The organism is Phenylobacterium sp., from assembly GCF_965229015.1.
Classification (GTDB): Bacteria; Pseudomonadota; Alphaproteobacteria; order Caulobacterales; family Caulobacteraceae; genus Phenylobacterium.
Window position 1 is genome coordinate 892881 of record NZ_CBDDIM010000002.1, and the last position, 23715, is coordinate 916595.

The window sequence follows — 23715 nt, forward strand, 5'->3', positions numbered from 1 at the left end:
CGGCTCCCCGTCGCTGCAGTGCAAACAATCGTTTGTGATGCGTCGCTTCCCCGGTATCCTTCCCCCCATGAGCGATATCGAAATCCTCGCCGCCGAACCGGGGCTGGCCAACACCGGGAAGCTGGACCTCGACGGCCTGCCGGACCTGCTGGGCTTCCACCTGCGTCTGGCCCATGTCGCCGTCTATCGGGACTTCACCACCGCCCTGGCCGCCCTGGACCTGACCCAGAAGCAGTGCGCCACCCTGCAGTTGATCGGCGCCAATCCCGCCGTCAGCCAGGTGGACCTGGCCGCCACCCTGGGCACCGACCGCGCCACCATGATGGCCATGATCGACCGCCTGGAGCAGCGGGGCTTCGTGATCCGGCGCCGCTCCACCGAGGATCGCCGCCGGCAGGAGCTCTACCTGACCGAGGCTGGCCAGACGATGCTGGCCGACGCCAAGCGCGCGATCGAGGAGCATGAGCGAGGCTTCAAGGCCCGCTTCACGCCGGCTGAACTGAAGACCCTGGTGGCCTTCCTGAGTCGGATTCACAACCAGGTCTGACGGCCGCCGCCGTCCCGAGACTGCAGCAAGCCCGCCGTCCGCGGCGGGCTTTCGCATGCCTGCGTCACGATGGTGTTGACGTGACACCATAGTGGTGTCTAACTGACGCCCATGGACATCAAGCCCTTTGTCGACGCCCTGCGTCAGGATCTGACCAACGCCGCCGAGGCCGGGGGCGAGGCGACCCGCGCCGCCGCCGAGCGCCTGGCCATGGCCCTTGAACCCGCCGTGCGTCTCGCCCTGATGGAGGCGCTGAGCCAGGCCGCCGCCGACATCACCGCCGAGCTCGGCGGGCCGGTGGTGGACGTGCGCCTGCAGGGCCGCGAGCCGGTCTTCGTGGTCTCCGGCGCCGCCGTGGCCTCCCCCATCGTCGAGAACGGCGAGGAGGAGGGGGACGACGCCGTCACCCGCATCACCCTGCGCCTGCCCGAGACCCTGAAGGTCCGGGCCGAGGAGCTGGCCGGCCAACGCGGCCAGTCGCTGAACACCTGGCTGGTCAACGCCGCCCGCGCCGCGGCCGGCGGATCGGCCCCCATCGGACCCGGAGCCCCGGGCCGCAACCGTTCGTCCAAGCGCATCCAGGGATGGGCGCGATGACCCGGGAGATTTCCATGCACAGCTTCCAGACCCCCGATCCCGTCAAGCTGCGGGTCGAGCTTTGGCAGGGACGGGTCACCGTCCTGGCCTCCGAGACCGGCGCCACGACGGTCGAGCTGAGCGCCATGCTGGGCGACTCCCACGCCCAGGAGCTCATCGACCAGGCGACGGTGGAGCAGCGGGGCGACGAGATCGTCGTCCTGCTGCCCCGACCGCGGCGCCGGCTGTTCCAGATTCGCGGCGGGGTGCGGGCGGTGATCACCGTGCCCACGGGCAGCGACGCGCTGGTCCACACCGGCTCGGCCGACGTGGAGACCAAGGGCCGGCTCGGCCGCGTCTCCACCCACGGGGGCTCGGGCGACGTCGCCCTGGAGCACGTGGCCCGCGCCCAGGTCCAGACCGGCTCCGGCGATATCGAGTTCGGGACCGTCGACGGCGATTGCGAGGCCAAGGGCGGCTCGGCCGACGTCAGCGCCAAACGGATCGGCGGTGACGCCGAGATCATCACCGGCTCCGGGGATATCGTGATCGGCGAGATCGAGGGCGCGCTGAAGGCCAAGACCGCCTCTGGCGACATCGAGGTCCGGCGCGCCGGCCACGCCGACCTCACCAGCATCTCCGGCGACATCGAGGCCGGCGAGATCACCGGCGACTTCAAGGCGGTGACCGGATCGGGCGACGTCACGGTGCGCCAGGCCGGCGACACCGTGGACGCCTCGGCGGGGTCCGGCGATCTCTCCGTCACCCGCGTGGACCACGGGCGGGTGCGGGCCAAGACCGCCTCGGGCGACATCGTGGTCGGGGTGGCCCAGGGCTCCTCAGCCTATCTGGACGTCTCCACGGTCACCGGGGACGTGAAGTCGGCCCTCGACGCCAGCGACGCGCCCCGGGCCGGCGAGCCGCAGGTGGAGCTGTTCATCCAGGCGGTGACCGGCGACGTGGTTCTGCGCAGAGCCTGATCAGGCGGTCAGGGCCAGCAGGGCGAAGCTGGCCAGCCAGTGCTCGCCCATATAGTCGCCCGCGACGTGGGGAAGGCTGGCCGCGAGGTGGCGCTCGGCGGCCTCGTGGGCCCCGGCGCGCAGGTGGTCGTCAGGGTCCAGGCCCTGTGCGATCGCCCGCCAGCACCAGGCGCGGCTGAGGTTCAGGCCGTCCAGGTGGGCGATCTTGCCGTCGCTGCGGTCGCTGACCGTGGCCGGGGTGAACAGGCTGGCCGGCGCACCCTGGGCCGCGTCCGGGAGGAATGCCGCGAACCACGTCCGGAACTCCGCCGGCGGCAGCAGGCGGCGCAGGGCCTCGGCCTCCATCAGGGTCGGCGACAGGAAGTCGTCGCCGGACGGCTCCCAGGCCGCGGCGTCGCGGTCGGCCCCGTACCAGCTCCGCGCGGTGTCCCGCAGCAGGGTCTCGAAGGCCGCGTCCTGCGTCGCCTTGGCGAAGTCGGCCGCCAGCGCCAGGGCGAAGGCCGTGGAATTGTGCACCCCGGTCCGCACCGGGTAGGTGGCCTTGGGCAGGAAGGCGCGGAAGCGGTCGGCGAAGGCCTCGGCCAGGGGCGCAAGGCGCCGCGCCCAGGTCTCGTCGCCGTGCCGCATCAGCTCGGCCTGCAGCATCAGCAGCCAGGCCCAGCCATAGGGGCGTTCGAAGCCGCGGGCTGACGGGCGGTCCAGATAGGCGCGCTCTGCCTCGACCTTCTCGTGGGTGAAGGCGCCGGCGAACAAGTCGTCGATGGCCTTGGCCTCGGGAATCTCGGGATGCAGGCGGCGCAGGGTGGCCAGCGTCCAGTAGCCGTGGACGCAGGAATGCCAGTCGAAGCTGCCGAAGAAGATGGGGTGCAGCTCGCGGGGCCCGACGGCGTCCTGCGGTCCGTCCAGCACGTGGTCCATCTTGTTGGGATATTCGCGCTCGACGTGGCCCAGCGCGATGCGGGCGAAACGCGAGGCGACCTCGGCGGTCAGGTCAGCGGAAGGCGAGGACATACATCAGCACCATGTTGGCGAGCAGCAGGGGAGCGGCCGTGGGGATCTGGGCGCGGATCACCGCGTGGCGGTCCTTTAGCTCCAGCAGGGCCGCCGGCACGATGTTGAAGTTGGCGGCGAGCGGCGTCATCAGGGTCCCGCAGAACCCCGAGAGCATGCCGATGGCGCAGACCACCGCCGGGTCGCCCCCGAACTTCACGATCAGGAAGGGCAGGCCGACCCCCGCGGTCATCACCGGGAAGGCGGCGAAGGCGTTGCCCATGATGATGGTGAACAGCGCCATCCCCAGGCAGTAGACCGCGACCGCCGCCAGGTGTCCGTCCATGGGGATCGCGGTGGTCACCAGGTCGCCCACCACCTTGCCGACGCCCGCCAGGGCGAAGACGGCGCCCAGGGCCGCCAGCATCTGCGGCAGCAGGCCGGCCCAGCCGACGGTGTCCATCAGGCGGCGGCCCTCCTGCAGCGGGCTGAGGATGGGCTGGCGCAACAGGATCAGGGCCGTGATCACCGCCAGCACCGCCCCCAGGGCGAGCGAGATCAGCGTGGCCTGCTTGGCCTGGAACAGCGGCGCGCCGCCGAGGGCGACGTGCTGCAGGACGAGTGTCCCGATCAGCACCGTGGCCGGGATCACCAGGGCCGGGATGAAGAGCTTGTTCCCCCACCGCTCCGCCGACAGCTTGCGCGCTTCCGGGGAGCCGTCGGGCTCTCCGCGTCCCAGGCCGCCGACGCCGGAGATCAGGGCCATGCAGAGCACCAGCACCCCGTTGCCCAGGTCCCCCAGCCAGTCGCCGGCCAGGAAGCTGAGCGCGAACAGGCCCCAGAAGCCGGTGTTCATCCAGCGCTTGGGATTGCTGGCGTCCCGGGCGCTCAGCACCGCGAAGGCGGCGAAGACCAGGCCCGCCAGCAGGTAGACGAAGCCGAGCTTGATCATGCGCCCGGCCCCTTCAGCCTGCGTTCGAACAGGACCAGGCGGGCCGAATGGATCAGGAAGGCGACAATGGCTGTTGGAATGGCCCAGACCGACAGGTGCAGGGGCTCGATGACGATGCCGCTCTGGGCCAGGAAGCCCACCATCAGCAGGATCGAGCCGATGGCCAGGAAGATGTCCTCGCCGAAGAACAGGCCGATATTGTCGGTGGCCGCGGCCATGGCCCGGACCCTCTGGCGGGTCTCCTCGGGGAGCTCGCCGCCCTCGCCCTGAGCAGCCGCCTCGGCCATGGGGGCGACGATGGGCCGGATGGTCTGGGCCTGGCCGGCGATGGAGGTCAGGCCGAGCGCGGCGGTCAGCTGGCGGAACAGCAGGTAGCCGATCAGCAGGCGGCCCAGGGTCACCGACCTGAAGCCGGCGATCAGGCCGCGTGCCCGCTCCTGCAGGCCGGCCCGCTCCAGCACCCCGATCACCGGCAGGACCAGCAGGGCGGCGCTGACATAGCGGTTCTCGTTGAAGGCCTTGCCGAAGGCGGCCAGCACCTCCAGGGGCGCCAGGCCCGCGGCCATGCCGGTGAGCACGGCCGAGACCATCACCACCAGCAGCGGATTGAAGCCGGCCGCGAAGCCCGCCACCACCACCGCCACCCCCAACAGGATCAGCATCCGCGCCTCCGCCGGTACGACTCATCGCAACGGACAAGTCGTACCTCAAAGCATCGGCGGCGGCGCTAGCGGCTGGAAACCTCCACCACCACGGCCATGGAGCTGTCGCCCGCCGCGCAGCCCTGGAACAGACCCAGGCCGCCGCCCTTGATGGCCAGCTCCTCGATCAGCTCGACGATGGCCCGCAGGCCGGTGGGGCCCTGGGGGTGCCCCCAGATCAGCGAGCAGCCATAGTTGTTCATCCCCATGACATCGATCCCCATGGCCTTGGCGAAGGCCAGGTCGTTCACGGCGAAGGGGTTGTGCGACTTGATGGCGGCGATGTCGCCGATCTTCACGCCGGCATGGTCCAGGGCCCGCTGGCTGGCCTGGATCGGCGCCTCGGGCATGAACTTCAGGTCCGCCCGGGACTGGCCGAAGCCGCGCAGGGTGACCTTGATGGACGGATCCTTGGAGAGCTCCTGGGCCCGCCCGGAGGTGGTGAGGATCAGGCCGACATTGCCGTCGGCCGGGTGGGTCTGGCTGCCGAAGGTCACGGTGCCGCCCTCCTGGGTCGGTTTCAGCCTGGCCAGGCCCTCGGCGGTGGTGGCGAAGACCCCCTCGTCGCCGGCCATCACGCCGTCCTCGCCCTTGAAGTTATGCTTGGGCACCGAGAAGGGCAGGGTCATGTAGCGGCGCTGGAAGGCGTGGTCGTCGGCGAGCGCGTCCTGGTACTGGGCGTAGCGGCGCAGGGTGACCTCGTCCTGCTCCTCCTTGGTGATCTGGAACTTGCGCGCCACGTTCTCGGCGGTGTCGAGCATGGAGTGCCCGGCGATGGCGTCGTGCATCATGTTGTAGGTGACCTGGTCCTCCGACTGGCCATAGCCGCCGGGGCCCTTGGGCGCGGGATAGTAGATGTGCGGCCCGTTGGAGCAGCGGTCGGCGGCGATCAGCAGGGCCTGGTCGGCCAGCCCCAGCTGGATCTCCGAAGCCCCGGCGAACACCACCCGGGCGCCGGTGGCGCAGACCTGGCTGATCATGTGGCCCGGCGTATGGGTGGCGCCCAGCTCGTAGAGCGGCCAGGGCGCGCCGTAGAAGGACTGGTACTGGGTGTTGGTCATGCCGAACACGCCGGTGTCGAAGCTCTTGGGGTCGATGTTCCGCTCGGCCAGCCAGCCCTTGGCCACATGGGCGGCGAACTTCATGGCGTGCAGGTGCTGCAGGCTTCCCTGCCACTTGGCGAAGGGGGTAGACCAATAGGCGCCATAGGGGATTTCGACGCGATCAAAGCTCACGATGGGGACTCCGTTTGGGCCTCGGCGAAGGCGCGCCGAAGGATGTCTTTCTGGATCTTGCCAGACGCCGTGCGGGGCAGGGCGTCGAGGAACCGGATGTGGGCCGGGCGCTTGTAGCGGGCCAGCCGGCCGTCGCACCACGCCAGGACCGCGGCGATGTCGCGGGCGTTTCCGGGGCGCAGCACCACATAGGCGCAGCCGGCCTCGCCCCAGCGGGGATCGGGCACGCCCACCACGGCGGCCTCGGCCACCAGGGGCATGTCGGCCAGCGCCGCCTCGACCTCGGCCGGGTAAACGTTCTCGCCGCCGGTGATGTACATGTCCTTCCAGCGGTCGACGATGAAGTAGTAGCCGTCCTCGTCCTGGCGGGCGGCGTCGGCGGTCCTGAACCAGCCGCCGGGGGCGAAGCTCTTGGCCGTCGCCTCGGGCTGGTTCCAGTAGCCGGGCATGACCGAGGGGCCCCGCAGCCAGACTTCCCCTGGTTCGCCGGGCTTCACGTCGACGCCGTCGCGACCCACCAGCCGCACCTCGATGGCCGGCGCCGCGACGCCGGCCGACCCCACCTTGGCCCGGGCGATCTCGGGGTCCAGGGGAACCCCCAGCACGGTGCCGTTCTCGCTCATGCCGTAGCCGTTGGAGGGCCGCACCCCGGCGTCCAGCAGGGCGAGCGTCAGCGGCGCCGGCATGGGCGCGCCGCCGGTGAACAGCCGCAGGCCCTCCAGATCGGCGCCGGCGAATCCGGGATCGTCCAGCAGGGCCTGGGCCATCTGCGGAACGCAGAAATAGTGGCTGACGCCGAGTTCGGGGTCCGACAGTCGGCGCAGGGTCTCGGCCGGGACGAAGCGGTCGGCCAGATGCACCGTGCCACCGGTGAAGAAGCTGCCGTGCAGGATGGCCAGCAGACCCACCACGTGGAACAGGGGCACGTCGCAGAGCATGGCGTGGTCGGCGCAGAGCTCGCCCACCTGGCTGTAGTTCATGGCCGAATGGAAGGCGGTCTTCGGGGTGACGATCACCCCCTTGGGCCGGCCGGTGGTGCCCGAGGTGTAGAGCAGCATGGAGGGCGCGGCCGGGTCGATGCGGCCGGGCTCGCCGACCGGGGTCACGCCCGCCAGGGCCGCGGCGAAGGCGTCGTCGCCGGGCGCGAGGCGCAGGACGCTCGCCACCGGGACCTGGGCCAGGGCCGCCTGGGCCTCAGCCTCGAACTCGGCCTCATAGATCAGCAGCTCGGGCGTGGCGTCTTCCAGCAGGACCGCCAGCTCCGGGCCGGTCAGCCGCCAGTTGAGGGGCTGGAACACCGCCCCGGCCCTCGGGCAGCCATAGAAGAGGGTGATATGGTGCAGGCAATTGCGCGCCAGGATCGCCACCCGGGCGCCGGGGCCGCTGAGGGTCGCCCGCAGGTAGGATTCGCAGGTCCGCAGCTCGGCTTCGAGGGCGCGATAGGTGAGGGCGCGGCCGCTGGCCAGGGCCTGGGCCGCCAGCTTGCCGGGCCGCACCTTGGCCTGGCGGAAGATGAAATCCCGAGACAGCCAGGCGTCTTGCGCGTCCATGTCCTCCCCCTTCCTCACCTCTCTCCACCTCTTTTTTGCGCCGCCTCTGGACGTGAGGCCACCTTACCGGCAAATTGTTTGTGACACATACTACTTGAGAAGCCCCGGCGCAAAGGGGTCTTCGGGGAAACGCCATGACTGACCGACCCTCCGACTTCGATCCGTTGGTTCCGGAGACGTTTGACAGCCCCTATCCGATCTATGCCGATCTGCGGGCGCGATGCCCCGTCGCCCACACCGAGGCCTGGGGCGGGTTCTGGGCGCTCACCAAGTATGACGACGTCCGCAACGCGGCCTCCAGCTTCGACACCTTCATCACCTCGGTGCAGAACGTGGTGCCCAAGGTGGCCTTCACAGGCCGCCGCCCGCCGCTGCACCTGGACCCCCCCGAGCACACGCCGTACCGCAAGGCGCTGGACCCCCTGCTGACCAAGGCCAAGGCCGAGGCGCTTGAGCCCACCATCCGCCGCATCACCATCGACCTGCTGGATCCGCTGATCGCCCGGGGCTCGGCCGACATCTGCGCCGACTTCTCCAGCCACCTGCCGATCCGGGTGTTCGCCGAGTGGATGAACCTGTCGGAGGCGGGGGTCGCCTCCCTGAGCGAGGTGGGCCGAGCCTATAATGTGGCGGTTCAGGCGGCCGTCGACGACGTGGTCAAGGTCACCTCCCTGCAGCTCTACGAGATGGCCCGCGACCTGATCGCCGAGCGCAAGGCCAACCCCCAGGACCCGAAGATCGACCCCACCAGCGCCCTGCTGGCGGCCCGCGCCAATGGCCAGCCCCTGCCCGACGACCTGATCATCGGCACGGTGCGGCAGGTGCTGGTGGTGGGGATCATCGCGCCGACCGTGATGATCGGCTCGATCGCCGTCCACCTCTCGCGAAACCAGGACCTGCAGTCCCAACTGCGCGCCGATCCGTCCCTGATCCCGGCGGCGATCGAGGAGTATCTGCGGCTCTACACGCCCTACCGGGGCTTTGCGCGGACCGCCAACAAGGAGGTCCAGATCCGCGGCCAGACCATCTGCCCCGGCGAACCCATCGCCCTGGTCTACGCCTCGGCCAACCGCGATGAGGAGGTGTTCGAGAATCCCGACCAGTTCATCCTCGACCGTCCTAACATCAACCGCCACCTGGCCTTCGGCATGGGTCCCCACGCCTGCGCCGGCTCGGCCCTGGCGCGGGTGGAGCTGCGGGTGGCGCTGGAGGAACTGCTGGCGCGGACCAGGCGGTTCGAGGTCGCCGGCGAGATCAAGCCGACCCGCTTCCCGGAGATCGGGGCGCTGAACGTCCCCTTGAGGTTTGAAGCCTGATGCGCACCCAGGTCGCCATCATCGGAGGCGGTCCCGCCGGCCTGCTGCTGCAGCAATTGCTGCACGTCGCCGGGATCGAGAGCGTCGTGCTGGAGCAACGCAGCCGCGACTATGTCGAGGCCCGCATCCGGGCCGGGGTGCTGGAGATGGGGGCGGTGCGCCTGCTGGAGCAGGTGGGAGTCGACGCCCGTATGAGGCGCGAGGGCCTGATCCACGACGGCTTCTCCTTCGCCGTCGACGGCGAGATCCACCGCATCGACCTGAAGGGCCTGACCGGCGGCTCGACGGTGATGGTCTATGGCCAGACCGAGGTCACCAAGGACCTCAACGACGCGGCCGCCGCGCGCGGAACCCCGGTGATCTTCGAGGCGCAGGACGTCGCCCTGCACGATCTGACGACCGACGCGCCCTTCGTCACCTACGCCAGGGACGGGGTCGCCCAGCGGCTGGACTGCGATTTCGTGGCCGGCTGCGACGGTTATCACGGGGTCAGCCGGCCCTCGATTCCCGCCGAGGTGCTCCGGAGCTTCGAGCGGGTCTATCCCTTCGGCTGGCTGGGCATCCTGGCCGACGTGCCGCCCTGCGACCACGAGCTGATCTACTCCAATCACGAGCGGGGTTTCGCGCTGGCCTCCATGCGCTCGGCCGTCCGCAGCCGTTACTACATCCAGACCCCGTTGGACGCCGACCTGGCGGACTGGCCGGACGACAAGATCTGGGACGAACTGGCCCTGCGCCTGGGTCCCAAGGCCGCCGCTTCGATGACCCGCGGCCCCTCCATCGAGAAGTCCATCGCCCCCCTTCGCAGCTTCGTGGCCGAGCCCATGCGCTGGGGCCGGTTGTTCCTGGCCGGCGACGCCGCCCACATCGTGCCCCCAACCGGCGCCAAGGGCCTGAACCTGGCGGCCTCGGACGTCCACTACCTGTCGGAGGCCCTGATCGCCTTCTACGCCAAGGGCTCCGGCGACGGGATCGAGGCCTATTCCGCCAAGGCGCTCGCGCGCGTGTGGAAGGCCGAGCGGTTTTCCTGGTGGTTCACCGGCCTGACCCACCGCTTCCCCGACACCGACGCCTTCGGCCGCCGGATGCAAAGGGCCGAGATCGACTATATCGTCGGCTCCCACGCCGCCCAGGTGACCGTGGCCGAGAACTATGTGGGCCTGCCCTATTGATTGACGGGGAGGACCAAAATGTACGAACTAGATAAAACATTGCGACTTAGGTAGGACCCGAAGATGGCGCTCGTCGTTCGAAACATCCCGCGCGCGGAGTCCGCCGCCATCGACGCCCTGGCCGAGTATGGCGTCGCCACCGTCCATGAGGCCCAGGGCCGGATCGGCCTGCTGGCCTCCTACATGCGGCCCATCTACCGGCCCGCCAAGATCGCGGGCTCGGCGGTGACCTGCGAGGTCGCGCCGGGCGACAACTGGATGATCCATGTGGCGGTGGAGCAGTGCAGACCCGGCGACGTCCTGGTGGTTTCCCCCACCAGCCCCTGCGAGGACGGCTATTTCGGCGACCTGCTGGCCACCTCGCTCCAGGCCCACGGCGTGCGCGGCCTGATCATCGACGCCGGGGTCCGCGACATCGCGGTCCTGACCGAGATGGGCTTCCCGGTCTGGTCCAAGGCGGTGTTCGCCCAAGGGACGGTCAAGGAGACGATCGGCAATGTGAACACCCCGGTGGTCTGCGCCGGCGCCCTGATCCATCCGGGCGATGTGATCGTCGCCGACGACGACGGGGTCTGCGTGGTGCGCCGCGAGCTGGCGGCCTCGGTGGCGGAGAAGGCCCGCGTCCGCGAGGCCAACGAGATCGACAAGCGCGCCCGCCTGGCCGCGGGCGAACTCGGCCTCGATATCTACAAGATGCGCGAGCGCCTGGCCGAAAAGGGCCTGGTCTGGGTCGACGAGGCTTGAGGCGCATGCAGACCGCCATCCCATGCACGGTCATGCGGGGGGGCACCTCCAAGGGGCTCTATTTCCGTATCGAGGACCTGCCCGCTGACGTCGCCACCCGCGACGCGGTGCTGCTGGCCGCCATGGGATCGCCCGACCCCCGCGAGATCGACGGCATGGGCGGCGCCCATCCCCTCACCAGCAAGGTGGCGGTGGTGGGGCCTGCGACCCGCCCCGACGCCGACGTGGACTATCTGTTCCTGCAGGTGGTGGTGGACGAGCCCCGGGTGGATCCGGGCCAGAACTGCGGCAACCTGCTGGCCGGGGTCGGCCCCTTCGCCATCGAGACCGGGCTGTTTCCCGCCCGGGACGGGGTGACCGAGGTCCGCATCCACATGGTCAACACCGGCTCCATCGCCGTCGCCGCGATCCAGACGCCGGGCGGGGTGGTGCGCTATGACGGCGAGGCCCGCATCGACGGCGTGCCGGGGACGGCCGCGCCGATCCCCACCGACTTCCTCGACGTGGCCGGATCGAGTTGCGGCGCCCTCCTGCCGACGGGAAACGCCCGCGACGTGATCGACGGGATCGAACTCACCGCCATCGACAACGGCATGCCGGTGGTGGTCATGCGCGCCGCCGACTTCGGCAAGACCGGCTACGAGACCCCCGAGGCCCTGGAGGCCGACGCCGAGCTGAAGGAGAGGGTGGAGGCGATACGGCTGCAGGTCGGGCCGATGATGAACCTGGGCGACGTGGCCAGGAAGACCGTGCCCAAGATGTGCCTGGTGGCGCCGCCCCAGCACGGCGGGATCATCTGCACCCGGAACTTCATTCCCCACCGCGTGCATGAGGCCATCGGCGTGTTCGGCGCGGTCAGCGTCGCCACCGCCTGCGTCGTCCCCGGCTCCATCGCCGCCGAGGTGGCCGGGATCGCCGACGTCGAGGCGGTCAAGGAGCTGGAGGTGGAGCACCCCACCGGCTTCTTCACCGTGGCCCTGGACGTGGCCGTGGTGGACGGCCAGGTGAGCGTCCGGCGCTCGGCCCTGCTGCGCACAGCCCGCAAGCTGATGTCCGGCGAGGTCTATGTGCCGGCCAGCGTCTGGAGCGGCAAATGACCCGTATCTGCCTCATCGGATTCGGCGAGGTCGGCCAGATCCTGGCCGAGGACCTGGCGGCGGGCGGCGCGGCCGAGCTGTCGGCCTATGACCTGCTGTTCGCCGACCCGGAAAGTCCGCCCAGCCGCGCCCTGCCGCGCCACGCTATCCGCGACTGCGGGGCGGCGGCCGACGCCGTCGCCGGCGCGGCGCTGGTGATCAGCGCGGTGACCGCCGCCCAGGATGTCGAGGCCGCCCGCTCCGTGGCCGGGGCGATAGTCGAGGGCGGCTTCTTCCTCGACCTCAACTCCGCATCGCCGGGCATGAAGCAGGCCTCGGCGGCGATCATCGAGCGCGCTGGCGGCCGCTATGTCGAGGCCGCGGTCATGGCCCCGTTCCCGCCCAAGCGCCTGGGCTCCCCCATGCTGCTGGGCGGACCGCACGCCCAGGCCTTCGCCGACCTGGCCCAGCCCCTGGGCTTTTCCGGGTTGGAGGTCTTCTCCGACCAGGTGGGCCAGGCCTCGGCCACCAAGATGTGCCGCAGCGTGATGATCAAGGGGATCGAGGCCCTGCTGACCGAGTCCATGCTGGCCGCCCGCCATTACGGTGTGGAGGCCACGGTGCTGGCCTCCCTCTCCGACCTGCTGCCCCTGCCCGACTGGGAAGCGACGGCCCGCTACATGATCAGCCGCTCCCTGGAGCACGGCGTGCGCCGGGCCGAGGAGATGCGCGAGGCCGCCCGCACCGTGGAGGAGGCGGGCGTCGCCCCCACCATGAGCGCGGCCATCGCGCAACGTCAGGACTGGGCCGCCGACTATCGCGGGGCGCTGGCCGAAACCGACCTGGGCGCCATGCTCGACCACATCATCAGGAAGACGGCATGATCATCGACTGCCATGGCCACTACACGACGGCGCCGGCTTCCCTGCAGGCGTTCCGCGAGCGGCAGATCGCCTGCAATTGCGACGCCCATCAGCTGGCCCGCCTGACCCTGCCCAACATCTCCGACGACGAGATCCGCGAGAGCCTGGAGGGCGCGCAGCTGAAGCTGCAGCGGGAGCGGGGCACCGACCTGACCATCTTTTCCCCCCGCGCCTCGGCCATGGCCCACCACATCGGCGACGAGGCGGTCAGCCTGCAGTGGTCGCGGCTGTGCAACGACCTGATCGGCCGGGTGGTGGAGCTCTATCCGGAGAACTTCGTGGGCGTCTGCCAGCTGCCCCAGTCGCCGGGCGTGCCCGCCGCCCATTCGGTGGCGGAGCTGGAGCGCTGCGTCACCGAGCTGGGCTTCATCGGCTGCAACCTCAACCCCGACCCATCGGGCGGCCACTGGACGGCGCCACCGCTCACCGACCGCCACTGGTATCCGCTCTATGAGAAGATGGTGGAGCTGGACGTGCCGGCCATGGTCCACGTCTCGGCCTCCTGCAATCCGGCCTTCCACGCCACCGGCGCCCACTACATCAACGCCGACACCACGGCCTTCATGCAGTTCATTCAGGGGGACCTTTTCAAGGACTTTCCGACCCTGCGGATGATCATCCCGCACGGCGGCGGGGCCGTGCCCTATCACTGGGGCCGCTACCGGGGCCTGGCCCAGGACATGAAGCGGCCACCGCTCTCCGAGCTGGTGATGAACAACGTCTTCTTCGACACCTGCGTCTACCACCAGCCGGGGATCGACCTGCTGCTGAAGGTGATCCCGGCCAAGAACATCCTGTTCGGCTCGGAGATGGTGGGCGCCGTGCGCGGCGTCGATCCCGAGAGCGGCCAGTATTACGACGACACCAAGCGCTACATCGAGGCCAGCGCCATCCCCGACGCCGACAAGACGGCGATCTTCGAGGGCAACGCCAAGACCGTGTTCCCCCGTCTCGCCAAGCGGCTGGCCGCGGCGTGAAGTGGATCGGCCAGCTCTGGGTCCAGGTGCTGGCCGCCACCGTGGCCGGCGCCCTGCTGGGTCACCTCCACCCGGAGCTGGGGGCGGCGATGAAGCCGCTGGGGGACGCCTTCATCGCGCTGGTGAAGATGATCATCCCGCCGGTGATCTTCTGCACCGTGGTGCACGGCGTGGCCGGGATGGGGGACTTCGCCAAGGTGGGCCGGGTGGCCGGCAAGGCCCTGGCCTATTTCCTGGCCGTGACCGCGCTGGCCCTGGTTTTCGCCATGACCGCGGCCAATGTCTTCCAGCCGGGCGCGGGGATGAACATCGACCCCGCCGCCCTCGATACGGGCCTGGTGGCCGACTACGCCAGGCAGGCCGAGGCCCAGACCGTGCCGCAGTTCCTGGCCGGGATCATCCCCACCACCTTCGTCTCGGCCTTCACCCAGCCCAACGTCCTGCAGGTGCTCTTCGTGGCCCTGCTGTTCGCCTTCGCCCTGGCGCTGACCGGCGAGCGGGGCCGGCCGGTGCTGGACCTGATCGAGCGGGTCTCCGAGGTCTTCTTCAACGTCGTCGGCTTCATCATGCGCGCCGCCCCCGTCGGGGCCTTCGGGGCCATGGCCTTCGCGGTGGGCAAGTTCGGGTCGGCGGCGCTGATGTCGCTGGGCGCGCTGATCCTGGAATTCTGGGCGGTCTGCCTGGTCTTCGTCCTCTTGGTGATGGGGACCATCGCCTGGGCGGCGGGGGTCAACCTCCTGCGGCTGCTGGTGCTGCTGAAGGAGGAGATCGCCATCGTGGCGGGCTCCGGCTCCACCGAGGCGGTGCTGCCCCGCGTGATGCAGAAGCTCAAGGGCCTCGGCTGCGACGAGGGCGTCGTCGGGCTGGTGGTGCCCACCGGCTATTCCTTCAACCTGGATGGCACCTGCCTCTATCTGGCGACGGCGGTGATCTTCCTCGCCCAGGCCACCAACACCCCCATGACGCTCGCCCAGCAGGCCGGAATGATCGGGGTGATGATGCTGACCTCCAAGGGCGCCGCCGCCGTGCCGGGCGCGGCCTTCGTGGCGCTGGCCGCCACCCTTGGCACGGTGGGCCATATCCCGGTGGCCGCCATCGCCCTGATCCTGGGGGTCCACAAGCTGCTGGCCGAGGCCCTGACCTTCGTGAACCTGGTGGGCAACACCCTGGCCAGCATCGTGGTCTGCCAGTGGGAGGGCGCCATCGACCGCTCGGTCATGGACCCGCAGATCGGCTTTTCACCGCGCCTCGAAATTAGTAAGTAAGACATACAATGGACCCCGACTGGCTGCCCTTCCACCCGAACCCCAGCAAGCCCGCCTACCGGCCGCCCCCCGGCGCGGTGGACGCCCACTGCCACGTGTTCGGGCCCGAGGTGTCGTTCCCGTATGCGCCGGAGCGCAAGTACACCCCCTGCGACGCGGGCAAGGACCAGCTCTTCGCCCTGCGCGACTTCCTGGGCTTTTCCCGCAACGTCGTCGTCCAGGCCACCTGCCACGGCAAGGACAACCGCGCCCTGGTGGACGCCCTGAAGGCCTCGAAGGGCCTGGCCCGCGGCGTCGCCACGGTGGGGGAGGAGATCAGCGAGGCCGAGCTCCAGGCCCTCCACGAGGCCGGGGTCCGCGGCGTGCGGTTCAACTTCCTGCGCCGGCTGGCCGACTTCACCCCGCACGACGTCCTGCAGCGGATCGCGGCCAAGGTCGCCCCCTTGCGCTGGCATGTGGTGGTCTATTTCGAGGCCCCGGACCTGGCCGAGCTGCAGCCCCTGTTCACCCGCCTGCCCACCAGGGTGGTGGTGGACCATATGGGCCGGCCCGACGTGGCGCTGGGCGTCGACCACCCGCAGTTCCAGCGCTTCATCCGGTGGATGGAGGACGACCCCGACGTCTGGTCCAAGGTCTCCTGCCCGGAGCGCCTGAGTCTGGCTGGGCCGCCCTATGACGATGTGGTCCCCTTTCAGAAGGCCATCGTCGACCGCTTCCCCGACCGGGTGCTGTGGGGCACCGACTGGCCGCACCCCAACCTGAAGGGCCACATGGCCGACGACGGCGTCCTGGTGGACCAGATCCCCAAGTTCGCCACGACGGAAGCGGCCCGCCGCAAGCTGCTCATCGACAATCCGATGGCCCTCTACTGGGGAGACGACCGTGGCTGAGAACCCCTTCAAGGACATTCCCGGCACCACGCTGTTCGACGCCGAACAGTCGCGGAAGGGCTACCACCTCAACATGTTCTGCATGTCGCTGATGAAGGCGGAGGGCCGCGAGGCCTTCAAGGCCGACGAGCGGGCCTATCTCGACCGCTACCCCATGACCGAAGCCCAGAAGCAGAGCGTTCTGGATCGCGACTGGAACGGCATGATCGCGCTCGGCGGCAACATCTATTTCACCTCCAAGATCGCGGCCACCGACGGCCTCTCCTTCCAGCAGATCGCCGCGGTGATGTCGGGCGTCAGCCAGGCCGACTACGCGGCCATGATGCTGGCCGGGGGCCGCTCCATCGAGGGCAATCGCAGCAAGGGAGACGCCTGATGGCGCGTATCACCGCCGGCGTCGCCACCAGCCACGTGCCCGCCATCGGCGCGGCGATCGATAACGGCCGCTCGGGCGACGACTACTGGAAGCCGGTGTTCGCCGGCTACGAGGCCTCCAAGGCCTGGATCGCCGAGGCCAGGCCCGACGTGGTGATCCTGGTCTACAATGATCACGCCAGCGCGTTTTCGCTGGAGCTGATCCCCACCTTCGCCATCGGCTGCGCCGAGAGCTTCGCGCCGGCCGACGAGGGCTGGGGCCCGCGTCCCGTGCCGGTGGTCCAGGGCCATCCGGAGCTGGCCTGGCACCTGGCGCAGTCCCTGATCCTCGACGAGTTCGACATGACCATCGTCAATCGGATGGACGTCGACCACGGCCTGACCGTGCCGCTCTCCCTGATGTTCGGCCAGCCCGAGGCCTGGCCCTGCAAGGTCATCCCCCTGGCGGTCAATGTGGTCCAGTACCCGCCCCCCACCGGCCATCGCTGCTTCAACCTCGGCAAGGCGATCGCCCGCGCGGTTGCGAGCTTCCCGCAGGACCTCAATGTCCAGGTCTGGGGCACCGGCGGCATGAGCCACCAGCTCCAGGGCCCCCGCGCCGGTCTGATCAACAAGGAATTCGACACCGCCTTCCTCGACCGGCTGGTGGCCGACCCCGAGGGCCAGGCGAGAATCCCCCACATCGACTATGTCCGCGAGGCCGGGTCGGAGGGGATCGAGCTGGTCATGTGGCTGATCATGCGCGGGGCCTTGCCCCCCAAGGTGCGCGAACGCCGCCGCTTCTATCACGTGCCCGCGTCGAACACGGCGGTGGGCCACCTCATCCTCGAACCCATTCCGGAGTAGCCCCACAATGAAGATCGTCATGGCCGGCCAGGGCGCCTTCGGCATCAAGCACCTGGAGGCGATCGAGAAGATCGACGGGGTCGAGGTCGTCAGCCTGGCGGGCGGCAGCCCCGACAGCACCAAGGCCGTGGCCGAGCGGTTCAAGATCCCGCACTGGACGACGGACCTCGCCGAGGCGCTCGCCCAACCCGGCGTCGAGGCCGCCATCCTGGCCACCCCCACCGGCCTGCACGCGGCCCAGTCCATCCAGTGCCTGGAGGTCGGAAAGCATGTGCAGGTCGAGATCCCCATGGCCGACAACCTCGCCGACGCCCAGGCCCTGGACGCGGCCCAGAAGAAGGCCGGCAAGATCGCCATGGCTGGCCACACCCGGCGCTTCAATCCGTCCCACCAGTGGATCCACAAGAAGATCGTGGCCGGCGAGTTGAAGGTCCAGCAGATGGACGTCCAAACCTACTTCTTCCGCCGCACCAACATGAACGCGCTGGGTCAGCCGCGCAGCTGGACCGACCACCTGCTGTGGCACCACGCCTGCCACACGGTGGACCTCTTCCAGTACCAGACGGGCGAAACCGCCAGCATCGCCCGCGGCGTCCAGGGCCCGCCGCACCCCGACCTCGGCATCGCCATGGACATGTCGATCCAGATGAAGGTCCCGGGCGGGGCGATCTGCACGCTGAGCCTGTCCTTCAACAACGACGGGCCGCTGGGCACCTTCTTCCGCTACATCTGCGACCAGGGGACCTACATCGCCCGCTATGACGACCTCGTGGACGGCAAGGAGAACCCCATCGACGTCAGCCAGGTGGACGTCTCGATGAACGGCATCGAACTGCAGGACCGCGAATTCTTCGCCGCCATCCGCGAGGGCCGCGAACCCAACGCCAGTGTGGCCCAGTGCCTGCCGGCGATGGAGACCCTGGACAAGATCGAGAAGAGCCTGGGGTAGGGGCGACCTCGAGGGCGAGGATCAGGTGCGGCGTGCGGGGGACGACCTGATCGTCTTCCCCCGGAACGTGCACACCAGGTCGGGCCTGTAGGGCCTGAAACAGCGGATCGGGCGGTAGCCGGCCCGGCTGTAGAGGGCGATGGCGGCGGGCTGGCGGCGGCCGACCTCCAGGCGCAGGCGCCAGAGGCCAAGCTGCGCGGCGCGGCGCTCCGCGGCGGCCAGCAGGCGGGCGGCCAGGCCCAGCCGTCGGGCGCCGGGGCGAACATAGAAGCGCTTGAGCTCTCCGACCCGGTTCCCGGCGATCAGGGCGCCGCAGCCCATCAGCCTGCCCCCGACCCGCACGATGAGGAAACTGACCTCCGGTCCCGCCAGCGAGGCCACCGGCAGCAGGGTCGTGTCTCGCTCCGGATAGAGGGCGGCGAAATAGGCGTCGCGCTCAGCCAGCAGGGCGGCGATCTCCGGCATGTCGGGATCGGCGAGGGCGACGCTCACCCGGCCCAAGGATTCACCCCGCCTTGGCGGCGCGCACCGCGTTCACGAAGGCCGGGGCGTCGTCGGGATGCAGGCCGATGGTGAGGATGTCGGGTTTGCTTCGGAACAGGGTGCGCACCGACCTAGGGCGGACGAGCTCGATCAGGGTGTTAGGATGGGCCAGGGCCGAGGCCTTGAGGAAGCCGGGGCGCTTGGGGTCTCCGCAATCCTGGACCAGGCGGACCTCCGCCATCTCCTCGAAGACCACCCATTGGTCCACCAGCAGGCCAGCGCGGACCCGCACGCCCCTTGGGGTCACCAGCAGGGGCAGCTTGGCGAAGGCGTTGATGAGGCCCAGCAGATAGATCACGCCGATCGTGCTGAGGGCCGAGACGATCCCCCCGATCCGCGGGCTCATCAGTCGCAGGGCCACCAGGGTGACGCCGATCTCCAGGGCCGAGACCGCCAGCAGCATCCAGAGCAGGACCTGCATGTTGCGGTGATAGGAGAAGGCCTGAGCGCCCACCGGCCTGTCCGGCCGCGCCCACCAGGCCGCCGCGAACCAGAGGATCCGCAACTCGGTGGTCACCGTGCGCAGGACCGCGTCGATCAGGCGTCGCTTCCCACCGTCCTCGCCAAGCCCCGCCATCGGCCCGTCCCCTGCCCACCCGATCTGCGCGCACAATCGCAGCGTGCGCCCGATCGGTAAAGCCGGCCTCACGCCCTACGGCCGCCCGCCATGGCGCCGGTCGCGGGCGGCCTGAGCCGGAGGCCTGAGCGGCCTGTGCGAGCGCCTCAGCCCGCCGGGATCACGTCGCAGCCATAGAAGTACCAGTCGATCTTGGTGTCGTAGGGCCAGAACACCACCTGGGCGCGGGTCGTGTCGTCGGGTGAGCCGGGGGGCGCGGCGATCAGGACGTGGCCCTGGGCGATGGGCGCCATCCCCTGGATATAGGCCTGGCCGCCGGGGCCGGAGATCCCCGCGCCGTTGACATAGTACTTGGCCTGGCTGGCGCCGCCCTCCCGGGGGTCGACGGCGCAGTCGATGAGATAGGTCTTCTGGCCGAGCGGCTTGAAGGAGACCTGCGCCCAGCCGATGGGCTTGATGAGGGCGCTGCCGTGGCCGGGCTCCGCCGACACAGAGGCCTCGCCAAGGGAGAGGTAGGCCGAGGCCGTCGCCGGGGCGTCGGGGGTCAGCTGGACCTTCTGGCCCACCGTCGGCGGCAGGGCGCCGGGCGCCAGCTGGCCGAAGGCCTGGACGATCCGCGCCGGCGCCAGGGGTGGCGGCTTGGGTGGCGCCGGCAGGACGCGCAGAGCCGCGGGCAGGGCGCTTGGGGTGACGAGCGGCGCCGGGACCCGCGCCAGGCGCGGTTGACCGGCGGCGGGGGCTGCCGCGGTCAGCAGGACCGCCGCGACGGTGGCGAAGGCGGACAGGCGAGGGGTCATGGCCGTTCACTCCAGGGTGCGCGCCCCGGCCTCGCCGTGCGCGCCCGCCGCAACGCTCCGCCCGACGGGGAGCCGGGGCCTTGATCCGGATCAATCCCGCCTCAGGCGCTGTGTGCCGATGAGCGCCGGCTCGACCCGCCGTATTCACCTTGCTTGTCGCCGGAGCCGTAACCGTAGCCGGCTATGGATGCTTCGCTTCCGATTTGTTTGAGGCGCTGCGCGGGTCGCGTCGTCCTGGATCGGAAGGTTGCGCAAAGCGCGATGTGACTCTGGAGGATTTCAATGCCCTACGACCCCGCCGACACCGACTTCGTGGCCGCCACCGCTTCCGGCGCCCATCTCTCGAGCCCTGATGAAACCGAGCCCCATGGCGACGACACGCTCGGCTCCGGCGTCGAAACCGAGTCCGGGGCGCACACCATCCACGGCGCCGACGGCGGCGACTCCCTCGAAGGCACGGCCGGCGACGACCACATCCAGGGCGGCGAGGGCGAGAACCACCTGCGCGGCGGGGATGGGAACGACGACGTCCGGGGCGGGTCCGGGTTCGACGACATCAAGGGCAATGTGGGCGCCGACACCCTGCACGGCGGCGACGGCGATGACTGGGTCGTCGGCGGCAAGGACGATGACGCCGTCTCCGGCGACGGCGGGGACGACATCGTCAACGGCAACCTCGGCAACGACACCACCGACGGCGGCTTGGGCGATGATCAGATCCGCGGCGGCCAGGGGAACGACAGCGTCTCTGGCGGAGACGGGAACGACTGGCTGTCCGGCGACCGCGGGAACGACACCCTCAGCGGCGGGGCGGGCGCCGACACCTTCCACTTCTTCGCCGGCGCGGGGATCGACCGGGTGACGGACTTCTCCGCCGTCCAGGGCGATCATGTCCTGCTGGATCACGGGACGTCGTTCACGGTCCACCAGGCCGGCGCCGACGTGGTGATCGAGACCTCGGGCGGCGACCAGATGATCCTGGCCAATGTTCAGCTGTCGAGCCTGCCGGAGGGATGGATCTCCAGCTGACGGCGTCTAGCGCATTAGCCCCGCCGCCCGCAGGGCGTCCTCGATGACGGCCAGCAGCGGGTTGGCCGGGGCCGGGCCGCCGGTCCTGGTCTTGCGCGGTCGCGTCGGGGGCTTGTCCATCAGATCCCAGGACCGGGCGATGGCGATCGTCGAGGCCAGGCCGACGTCCAGCATATAGGCGCCGCTGACACCGCCGCCGGGGGCGCCGTCGGGCTTAAGCGGCACGCCGTGGCCCATGCCCTCCACCAGCACGTGCTCCAGTACCGGCCGGCCCCGCGCGTCATGCCAGGTGCGGCGGGTGTGACCGGCTTGCGCGTCGGTGTGGCTGGGATCCTCGTCCAGGCGGTGGAGGCCGCGCCACTGGTGGAGCAGGGCCTCGCCGTTGGCGGGGCTGACCGTGTGGTCGGCGCCCCCGTGCCAGACCGACAGGGCCGGCCAGGGCCCCTTGTGGGCGCTGGCCTTGCGGACCAGGCCGGGCAGGGCGTCCGGCTCCGGGCCGCCGTGGCCACGCATGCGGTCGAAGGCCTCCAGGGGCGAGCCCGCCACCCCATAGGGCAGGCCGGCGATCACCGCCCCGCCAGCGAAGACCTCGGGATAGCTCGCCAGCAAGACGTTGGCCATGGCGCCGCCGGCCGACAGACCGGTGACGAAGACGCGGCGGCGGTCCAGGCCGTGGGTGGTGATCATCTTCTCGATCATCTGGCGGATGGAGGCGGCCTCACCCCGGCCGCGGCGGATGTCGCCGGGCTCGAACCAGTTAAAGCAGAGGTTGAAATTGTTGGCCCGCGCCTGTTCCGGGAACAGCAGGGCGAAGCCCGCCTGCTCCGCCAGGGCCGACCAGCCCGAACCGAGATCGTACTCCGCCGCGCTCTGGGTGCAGCCGTGCAGCACCACCACCAGGGGCGCGTGGCGCGGCAGGGCCTCGGGGACATAGGCCAGGGCGCGCAGGCCGCCCGGATTGCCGCCGAAACCCTTGAGCTCGACCAGCCGGTCGGAGCCGGGGCGGCCCGCCATGGCGCTCGCGGCGTCGCGGAAGGCGGTCATCCGCATCAGGGTGTCGGAAAGGGGTCGCATGCCGGGGTCCTTTCAGCGGGGCCAAAGGGGCGCCGACCCGCTATAACGCAGGTGCAGCATGCTTCGTTGCTGCAATGCAGCAAAAGCGTCCCCGTACGTGACCGCCTGGCCGAGGTCCTGGCCGCGGCGGAGTAAACCCCGCCTTAAGGCCTGCTTCACCCTGCGACCCTAGAATCAGCCGGGTGTTTAGCCAGGCCGCGCCATGAAGGTCGCACCGCTCACCTCGATCCCCTCCGCCGCCCTCGTGCCGGCGCTCACCCCCGTGCGCCCGGTCGCCCGGGTGGTGGGGGGCGAGCTGCTGCGGGAGATGCAGCGGGCGGTGGAGGCCGACGCGGTCGATCCGGCCCTGCCCGTCGAGGGCCCGGGCCAGGCCGCCCAGGTCAAGACCGCCCCGCGCCAGGCGCCCCCCCTTCCCCTGCCCCAGACCCAGGGTCAGGCCCTGGCCACGGCCATGCGCTCGGCCCTGACCCGTCAGAGTGGACTGGCCCCCCTGCTGGCCGATCTCGGCCAGGCCCTGCAGGCCCAGGCCCTGTCGCCGCCGGCCCGCGCCGCGGCGATGCAGATGCTGACCCAGCTGATCCCCCTCGACCCCAAGGTGGGCGCCGCCGACATCAAGCGGGCCCTGAAGGGCTCGGGCCTGTTCCTGGAGGCCAATCTCGCCGCCCAGCCGGAGGTCTCGCCCCTCGGTCGTGACCTGAAGGCCGCCCTGCTGGTCCTGCGCCAGGCCCTGGGGCCGACCCCCAACCGCCGCGCGCCCGGCGCCACGCCGCGCCCACCCTATGGCGGCGCCCCAACCTCGGCCCAGCGGGCGGCCCTGCCCAGCCTGCCCCTTGAGGCCGGCGCCGGCGCCATCGGCGAGACCCTTGCCGCCGAGACCCAAGGGGCGCTGGCCCACCTCGACCTGCTGCAACTGGCCTCCCTGCCCGACCCCGAGCGGCCGGGCGAGCCCACCCGCTGGATGTTCGAGACCCCGTTGCAGACCCCCCAGGGCCCCAGCGTCGCCCAGTTCGAGATCAGCCGGGACGGCGGCGGCGGCCAGGGCCGCGAGGACAGCCGCGAGCCCCTGTGGCGGGCCCGATTCTCCGTGGACTTCGAACCCGTCGGGCCGGTGGACGCCCAGCTGGCCTTCGAGGGCGACCTGGCCCGGGTCAGCCTGTGGGTCGCCCGCGGCCCCATCGCCGATCGACTGCGCGCCGCCCAGCCGGCCCTGGCCCAGGCGCTCGCCGCCGCCAACCTGCAGCTGGAGATGGCGGTCCATTCCGGCCCGCCGCCCGCGCCCGCCACGCCGTCGGGACGCCTGCTGGATCAGTCGGCATGACCCCGGACCGCAAACGCCTGGCCGTGGCCCTGCAGTACGACGCGCCCAATGCGCCGCGCGTGGTGGCCTCCGGACGTGGTTTCGTCGGTGAGCGGATCATCGCCGCGGCCCAGAGCCATGGCGTGCCCCTGGAACACAATCCCCTGCTGGCCGAGGCCCTGTCCAAGGTCGAGCTGGACAGCGAGATCCCCGAGCGGCTGTTCCTGGCCGTCGCCGAGATCCTCGCCTTCCTGATGCGCGAGGGCGTGGAGCCCCAGGGCGACATCTGAATTCGCGCGTCGGCAACATCCAGCCCGCCCGCGCGTTGGGCCGC

26 protein-coding genes are annotated in these 23715 nt (G+C 70.4%); 17 read left to right on the top strand and 9 right to left on the bottom strand.

Annotated elements, in window-relative coordinates:
- The first annotated feature begins 67 nt into the window (after window positions 1-67).
- From ACO06I_RS20570 to ACO06I_RS20580, 3 genes are all read left to right on the top strand, one after another.
- Window positions 68-547: a MarR family winged helix-turn-helix transcriptional regulator gene (locus ACO06I_RS20570; RefSeq protein WP_421934481.1), complete on the top strand. Its 480-nt coding sequence runs from the start codon at window positions 68-70 to the stop codon at window positions 545-547.
- Between the two features lie 111 nt (window positions 548-658).
- On the top strand, window positions 659-1144 hold the full coding sequence (locus ACO06I_RS20575) for a toxin-antitoxin system HicB family antitoxin (RefSeq protein ID WP_421934482.1): 486 nt from the start codon (window positions 659-661) through the stop codon (window positions 1142-1144).
- On the top strand, window positions 1141-2103 hold the full coding sequence (locus tag ACO06I_RS20580; RefSeq protein WP_421934483.1) for a DUF4097 family beta strand repeat-containing protein: 963 nt from the start codon (window positions 1141-1143) through the stop codon (window positions 2101-2103). Before ACO06I_RS20575 ends, ACO06I_RS20580 begins: the two co-directional genes overlap by 4 nt.
- Here ACO06I_RS20580 and ACO06I_RS20585 read toward each other — a convergent pair whose 3' ends face one another.
- From ACO06I_RS20585 to ACO06I_RS20605, 5 genes are all read right to left on the bottom strand, one after another.
- Window positions 2104-3114: a DUF2891 domain-containing protein gene (locus ACO06I_RS20585; RefSeq protein ID WP_421934484.1), complete on the bottom strand. Its 1011-nt coding sequence runs from the start codon at window positions 3112-3114 to the stop codon at window positions 2104-2106.
- Complete coding sequence (locus tag ACO06I_RS20590; protein ID WP_421934485.1) at window positions 3095-4045, bottom strand: DUF979 domain-containing protein; 951 nt, start codon at window positions 4043-4045, stop codon at window positions 3095-3097. The genes ACO06I_RS20585 and ACO06I_RS20590 overlap by 20 nt, the downstream gene beginning before the upstream one ends.
- Window positions 4042-4707 (bottom strand): DUF969 domain-containing protein, encoded by a 666-nt coding sequence (locus ACO06I_RS20595; RefSeq protein ID WP_421934486.1) that lies wholly within the window; start codon window positions 4705-4707, stop codon window positions 4042-4044. The genes ACO06I_RS20590 and ACO06I_RS20595 overlap by 4 nt, the downstream gene beginning before the upstream one ends.
- 65 nt (window positions 4708-4772) lie before the next feature.
- Entirely contained in the window at window positions 4773-5981 is a 1209-nt protein-coding gene (locus ACO06I_RS20600) for a thiolase family protein (RefSeq protein ID WP_421934487.1), read from the bottom strand.
- Window positions 5978-7531: an AMP-binding protein gene (locus tag ACO06I_RS20605; protein ID WP_421934488.1), complete on the bottom strand. Its 1554-nt coding sequence runs from the start codon at window positions 7529-7531 to the stop codon at window positions 5978-5980. Before ACO06I_RS20605 ends, ACO06I_RS20600 begins: the two co-directional genes overlap by 4 nt.
- A 134-nt stretch (window positions 7532-7665) precedes the next feature.
- On the opposite strand from ACO06I_RS20605, the gene ACO06I_RS20610 reads away from it, so the two are divergent.
- From ACO06I_RS20610 to ACO06I_RS20660, 11 genes are all read left to right on the top strand, one after another.
- Window positions 7666-8847, top strand: coding sequence for a cytochrome P450 (locus tag ACO06I_RS20610; RefSeq protein WP_421934489.1), 1182 nt, complete (start codon window positions 7666-7668; stop codon window positions 8845-8847).
- A complete protein-coding gene (pobA, locus tag ACO06I_RS20615) occupies window positions 8847-10019 on the top strand; it encodes a 4-hydroxybenzoate 3-monooxygenase (protein WP_421934490.1) in 1173 nt (390 codons plus the stop codon). The genes ACO06I_RS20610 and pobA overlap by 1 nt, the downstream gene beginning before the upstream one ends.
- A gap of 63 nt (window positions 10020-10082) precedes the next feature.
- Window positions 10083-10763, top strand: a complete 681-nt coding sequence (locus ACO06I_RS20620; protein WP_421934491.1) for a 4-carboxy-4-hydroxy-2-oxoadipate aldolase/oxaloacetate decarboxylase — start codon at window positions 10083-10085, stop codon at window positions 10761-10763.
- Window positions 10764-10768: 5 nt separating this feature from the next.
- A complete protein-coding gene (locus tag ACO06I_RS20625) occupies window positions 10769-11860 on the top strand; it encodes a 4-oxalomesaconate tautomerase (RefSeq protein ID WP_421934492.1) in 1092 nt (363 codons plus the stop codon).
- Entirely contained in the window at window positions 11857-12723 is an 867-nt protein-coding gene (locus tag ACO06I_RS20630; protein ID WP_421934493.1) for a DUF1932 domain-containing protein, read from the top strand. The genes ACO06I_RS20625 and ACO06I_RS20630 overlap by 4 nt, the downstream gene beginning before the upstream one ends.
- Window positions 12720-13739 (top strand): amidohydrolase family protein, encoded by a 1020-nt coding sequence (locus ACO06I_RS20635; RefSeq protein ID WP_421934494.1) that lies wholly within the window; start codon window positions 12720-12722, stop codon window positions 13737-13739. The genes ACO06I_RS20630 and ACO06I_RS20635 overlap by 4 nt, the downstream gene beginning before the upstream one ends.
- Window positions 13736-15004 carry a C4-dicarboxylate transporter DctA gene (dctA, locus tag ACO06I_RS20640; protein WP_421934495.1) on the top strand — a complete coding sequence of 423 codons (1269 nt, stop codon included), beginning with the start codon at window positions 13736-13738 and terminating at the stop codon, window positions 15002-15004. Before ACO06I_RS20635 ends, dctA begins: the two co-directional genes overlap by 4 nt.
- Window positions 15005-15012: 8 nt before the next feature.
- On the top strand, window positions 15013-15894 hold the full coding sequence (locus ACO06I_RS20645) for an amidohydrolase family protein (RefSeq protein ID WP_421934496.1): 882 nt from the start codon (window positions 15013-15015) through the stop codon (window positions 15892-15894).
- Window positions 15887-16270 carry a protocatechuate 4,5-dioxygenase subunit alpha gene (ligA, locus tag ACO06I_RS20650; RefSeq protein ID WP_421934497.1) on the top strand — a complete coding sequence of 128 codons (384 nt, stop codon included), beginning with the start codon at window positions 15887-15889 and terminating at the stop codon, window positions 16268-16270. The genes ACO06I_RS20645 and ligA overlap by 8 nt, the downstream gene beginning before the upstream one ends.
- Window positions 16270-17115: a class III extradiol dioxygenase subunit beta gene (locus tag ACO06I_RS20655; RefSeq protein ID WP_421934498.1), complete on the top strand. Its 846-nt coding sequence runs from the start codon at window positions 16270-16272 to the stop codon at window positions 17113-17115. Before ligA ends, ACO06I_RS20655 begins: the two co-directional genes overlap by 1 nt.
- Before the next feature lie 7 nt (window positions 17116-17122).
- Window positions 17123-18064 carry a Gfo/Idh/MocA family oxidoreductase gene (locus ACO06I_RS20660; protein ID WP_421934499.1) on the top strand — a complete coding sequence of 314 codons (942 nt, stop codon included), beginning with the start codon at window positions 17123-17125 and terminating at the stop codon, window positions 18062-18064.
- A gap of 21 nt (window positions 18065-18085) precedes the next feature.
- On the opposite strand, the gene ACO06I_RS20665 is transcribed toward ACO06I_RS20660, so the two are convergent.
- The 3 genes from ACO06I_RS20665 to ACO06I_RS20675 form a co-directional block, all read right to left on the bottom strand.
- Window positions 18086-18556, bottom strand: coding sequence for a GNAT family N-acetyltransferase (locus ACO06I_RS20665; RefSeq protein WP_421934500.1), 471 nt, complete (start codon window positions 18554-18556; stop codon window positions 18086-18088).
- Between the two features lie 13 nt (window positions 18557-18569).
- A complete protein-coding gene (locus ACO06I_RS20670) occupies window positions 18570-19184 on the bottom strand; it encodes a hypothetical protein (protein ID WP_421934501.1) in 615 nt (204 codons plus the stop codon).
- 146 nt (window positions 19185-19330) lie between these two features.
- The gene (locus tag ACO06I_RS20675) at window positions 19331-19981 is read right to left on the bottom strand and encodes a hypothetical protein (RefSeq protein WP_421934502.1); all 651 of its coding nucleotides are present in this window, start codon (window positions 19979-19981) and stop codon (window positions 19331-19333) included.
- A gap of 282 nt (window positions 19982-20263) precedes the next feature.
- Here ACO06I_RS20675 and ACO06I_RS20680 point away from each other — a divergent pair, with 282 nt between their 5' ends.
- The gene (locus ACO06I_RS20680) at window positions 20264-21010 is read left to right on the top strand and encodes a calcium-binding protein (protein WP_421934503.1); all 747 of its coding nucleotides are present in this window, start codon (window positions 20264-20266) and stop codon (window positions 21008-21010) included.
- Between the two features lie 6 nt (window positions 21011-21016).
- Here the strand turns inward: ACO06I_RS20680 and ACO06I_RS20685 are convergent, their stop codons facing one another.
- On the bottom strand, window positions 21017-22084 hold the full coding sequence (locus tag ACO06I_RS20685; RefSeq protein WP_421934504.1) for an alpha/beta hydrolase family esterase: 1068 nt from the start codon (window positions 22082-22084) through the stop codon (window positions 21017-21019).
- 202 nt (window positions 22085-22286) lie between these two features.
- Here ACO06I_RS20685 and ACO06I_RS20690 point away from each other — a divergent pair, with 202 nt between their 5' ends.
- Window positions 22287-23402 carry a flagellar hook-length control protein FliK gene (locus tag ACO06I_RS20690; protein ID WP_421934505.1) on the top strand — a complete coding sequence of 372 codons (1116 nt, stop codon included), beginning with the start codon at window positions 22287-22289 and terminating at the stop codon, window positions 23400-23402.
- Window positions 23399-23671, top strand: coding sequence for an EscU/YscU/HrcU family type III secretion system export apparatus switch protein (locus ACO06I_RS20695; RefSeq protein ID WP_421934506.1), 273 nt, complete (start codon window positions 23399-23401; stop codon window positions 23669-23671). The genes ACO06I_RS20690 and ACO06I_RS20695 overlap by 4 nt, the downstream gene beginning before the upstream one ends.
- Window positions 23672-23715 lie beyond the last annotated feature (44 nt).

Coding starts and splice junctions, on each gene's coding strand:
- ACO06I_RS20570 (WP_421934481.1), top strand. CDS start 68: ATGAGCGATATCGAAATCCTCGCCGCCGAACCGGGGCTGGCCAACACC.
- ACO06I_RS20575 (WP_421934482.1), top strand. CDS start 659: ATGGACATCAAGCCCTTTGTCGACGCCCTGCGTCAGGATCTGACCAAC.
- ACO06I_RS20580 (WP_421934483.1), top strand. CDS start 1,141: ATGACCCGGGAGATTTCCATGCACAGCTTCCAGACCCCCGATCCCGTC.
- ACO06I_RS20585 (WP_421934484.1), bottom strand. CDS start 3,114: ATGTCCTCGCCTTCCGCTGACCTGACCGCCGAGGTCGCCTCGCGTTTC.
- ACO06I_RS20590 (WP_421934485.1), bottom strand. CDS start 4,045: ATGATCAAGCTCGGCTTCGTCTACCTGCTGGCGGGCCTGGTCTTCGCC.
- ACO06I_RS20595 (WP_421934486.1), bottom strand. CDS start 4,707: ATGCTGATCCTGTTGGGGGTGGCGGTGGTGGTGGCGGGCTTCGCGGCC.
- ACO06I_RS20605 (WP_421934488.1), bottom strand. CDS start 7,531: ATGGACGCGCAAGACGCCTGGCTGTCTCGGGATTTCATCTTCCGCCAG.
- ACO06I_RS20610 (WP_421934489.1), top strand. CDS start 7,666: ATGACTGACCGACCCTCCGACTTCGATCCGTTGGTTCCGGAGACGTTT.
- pobA (WP_421934490.1), top strand. CDS start 8,847: ATGCGCACCCAGGTCGCCATCATCGGAGGCGGTCCCGCCGGCCTGCTG.
- ACO06I_RS20620 (WP_421934491.1), top strand. CDS start 10,083: ATGGCGCTCGTCGTTCGAAACATCCCGCGCGCGGAGTCCGCCGCCATC.
- ACO06I_RS20625 (WP_421934492.1), top strand. CDS start 10,769: ATGCAGACCGCCATCCCATGCACGGTCATGCGGGGGGGCACCTCCAAG.
- ACO06I_RS20630 (WP_421934493.1), top strand. CDS start 11,857: ATGACCCGTATCTGCCTCATCGGATTCGGCGAGGTCGGCCAGATCCTG.
- ACO06I_RS20635 (WP_421934494.1), top strand. CDS start 12,720: ATGATCATCGACTGCCATGGCCACTACACGACGGCGCCGGCTTCCCTG.
- ACO06I_RS20645 (WP_421934496.1), top strand. CDS start 15,013: ATGGACCCCGACTGGCTGCCCTTCCACCCGAACCCCAGCAAGCCCGCC.
- ACO06I_RS20655 (WP_421934498.1), top strand. CDS start 16,270: ATGGCGCGTATCACCGCCGGCGTCGCCACCAGCCACGTGCCCGCCATC.
- ACO06I_RS20660 (WP_421934499.1), top strand. CDS start 17,123: ATGAAGATCGTCATGGCCGGCCAGGGCGCCTTCGGCATCAAGCACCTG.
- ACO06I_RS20670 (WP_421934501.1), bottom strand. CDS start 19,184: ATGGCGGGGCTTGGCGAGGACGGTGGGAAGCGACGCCTGATCGACGCG.
- ACO06I_RS20675 (WP_421934502.1), bottom strand. CDS start 19,981: ATGACCCCTCGCCTGTCCGCCTTCGCCACCGTCGCGGCGGTCCTGCTG.
- ACO06I_RS20680 (WP_421934503.1), top strand. CDS start 20,264: ATGCCCTACGACCCCGCCGACACCGACTTCGTGGCCGCCACCGCTTCC.
- ACO06I_RS20685 (WP_421934504.1), bottom strand. CDS start 22,084: ATGCGACCCCTTTCCGACACCCTGATGCGGATGACCGCCTTCCGCGAC.
- ACO06I_RS20690 (WP_421934505.1), top strand. CDS start 22,287: ATGAAGGTCGCACCGCTCACCTCGATCCCCTCCGCCGCCCTCGTGCCG.
- ACO06I_RS20695 (WP_421934506.1), top strand. CDS start 23,399: ATGACCCCGGACCGCAAACGCCTGGCCGTGGCCCTGCAGTACGACGCG.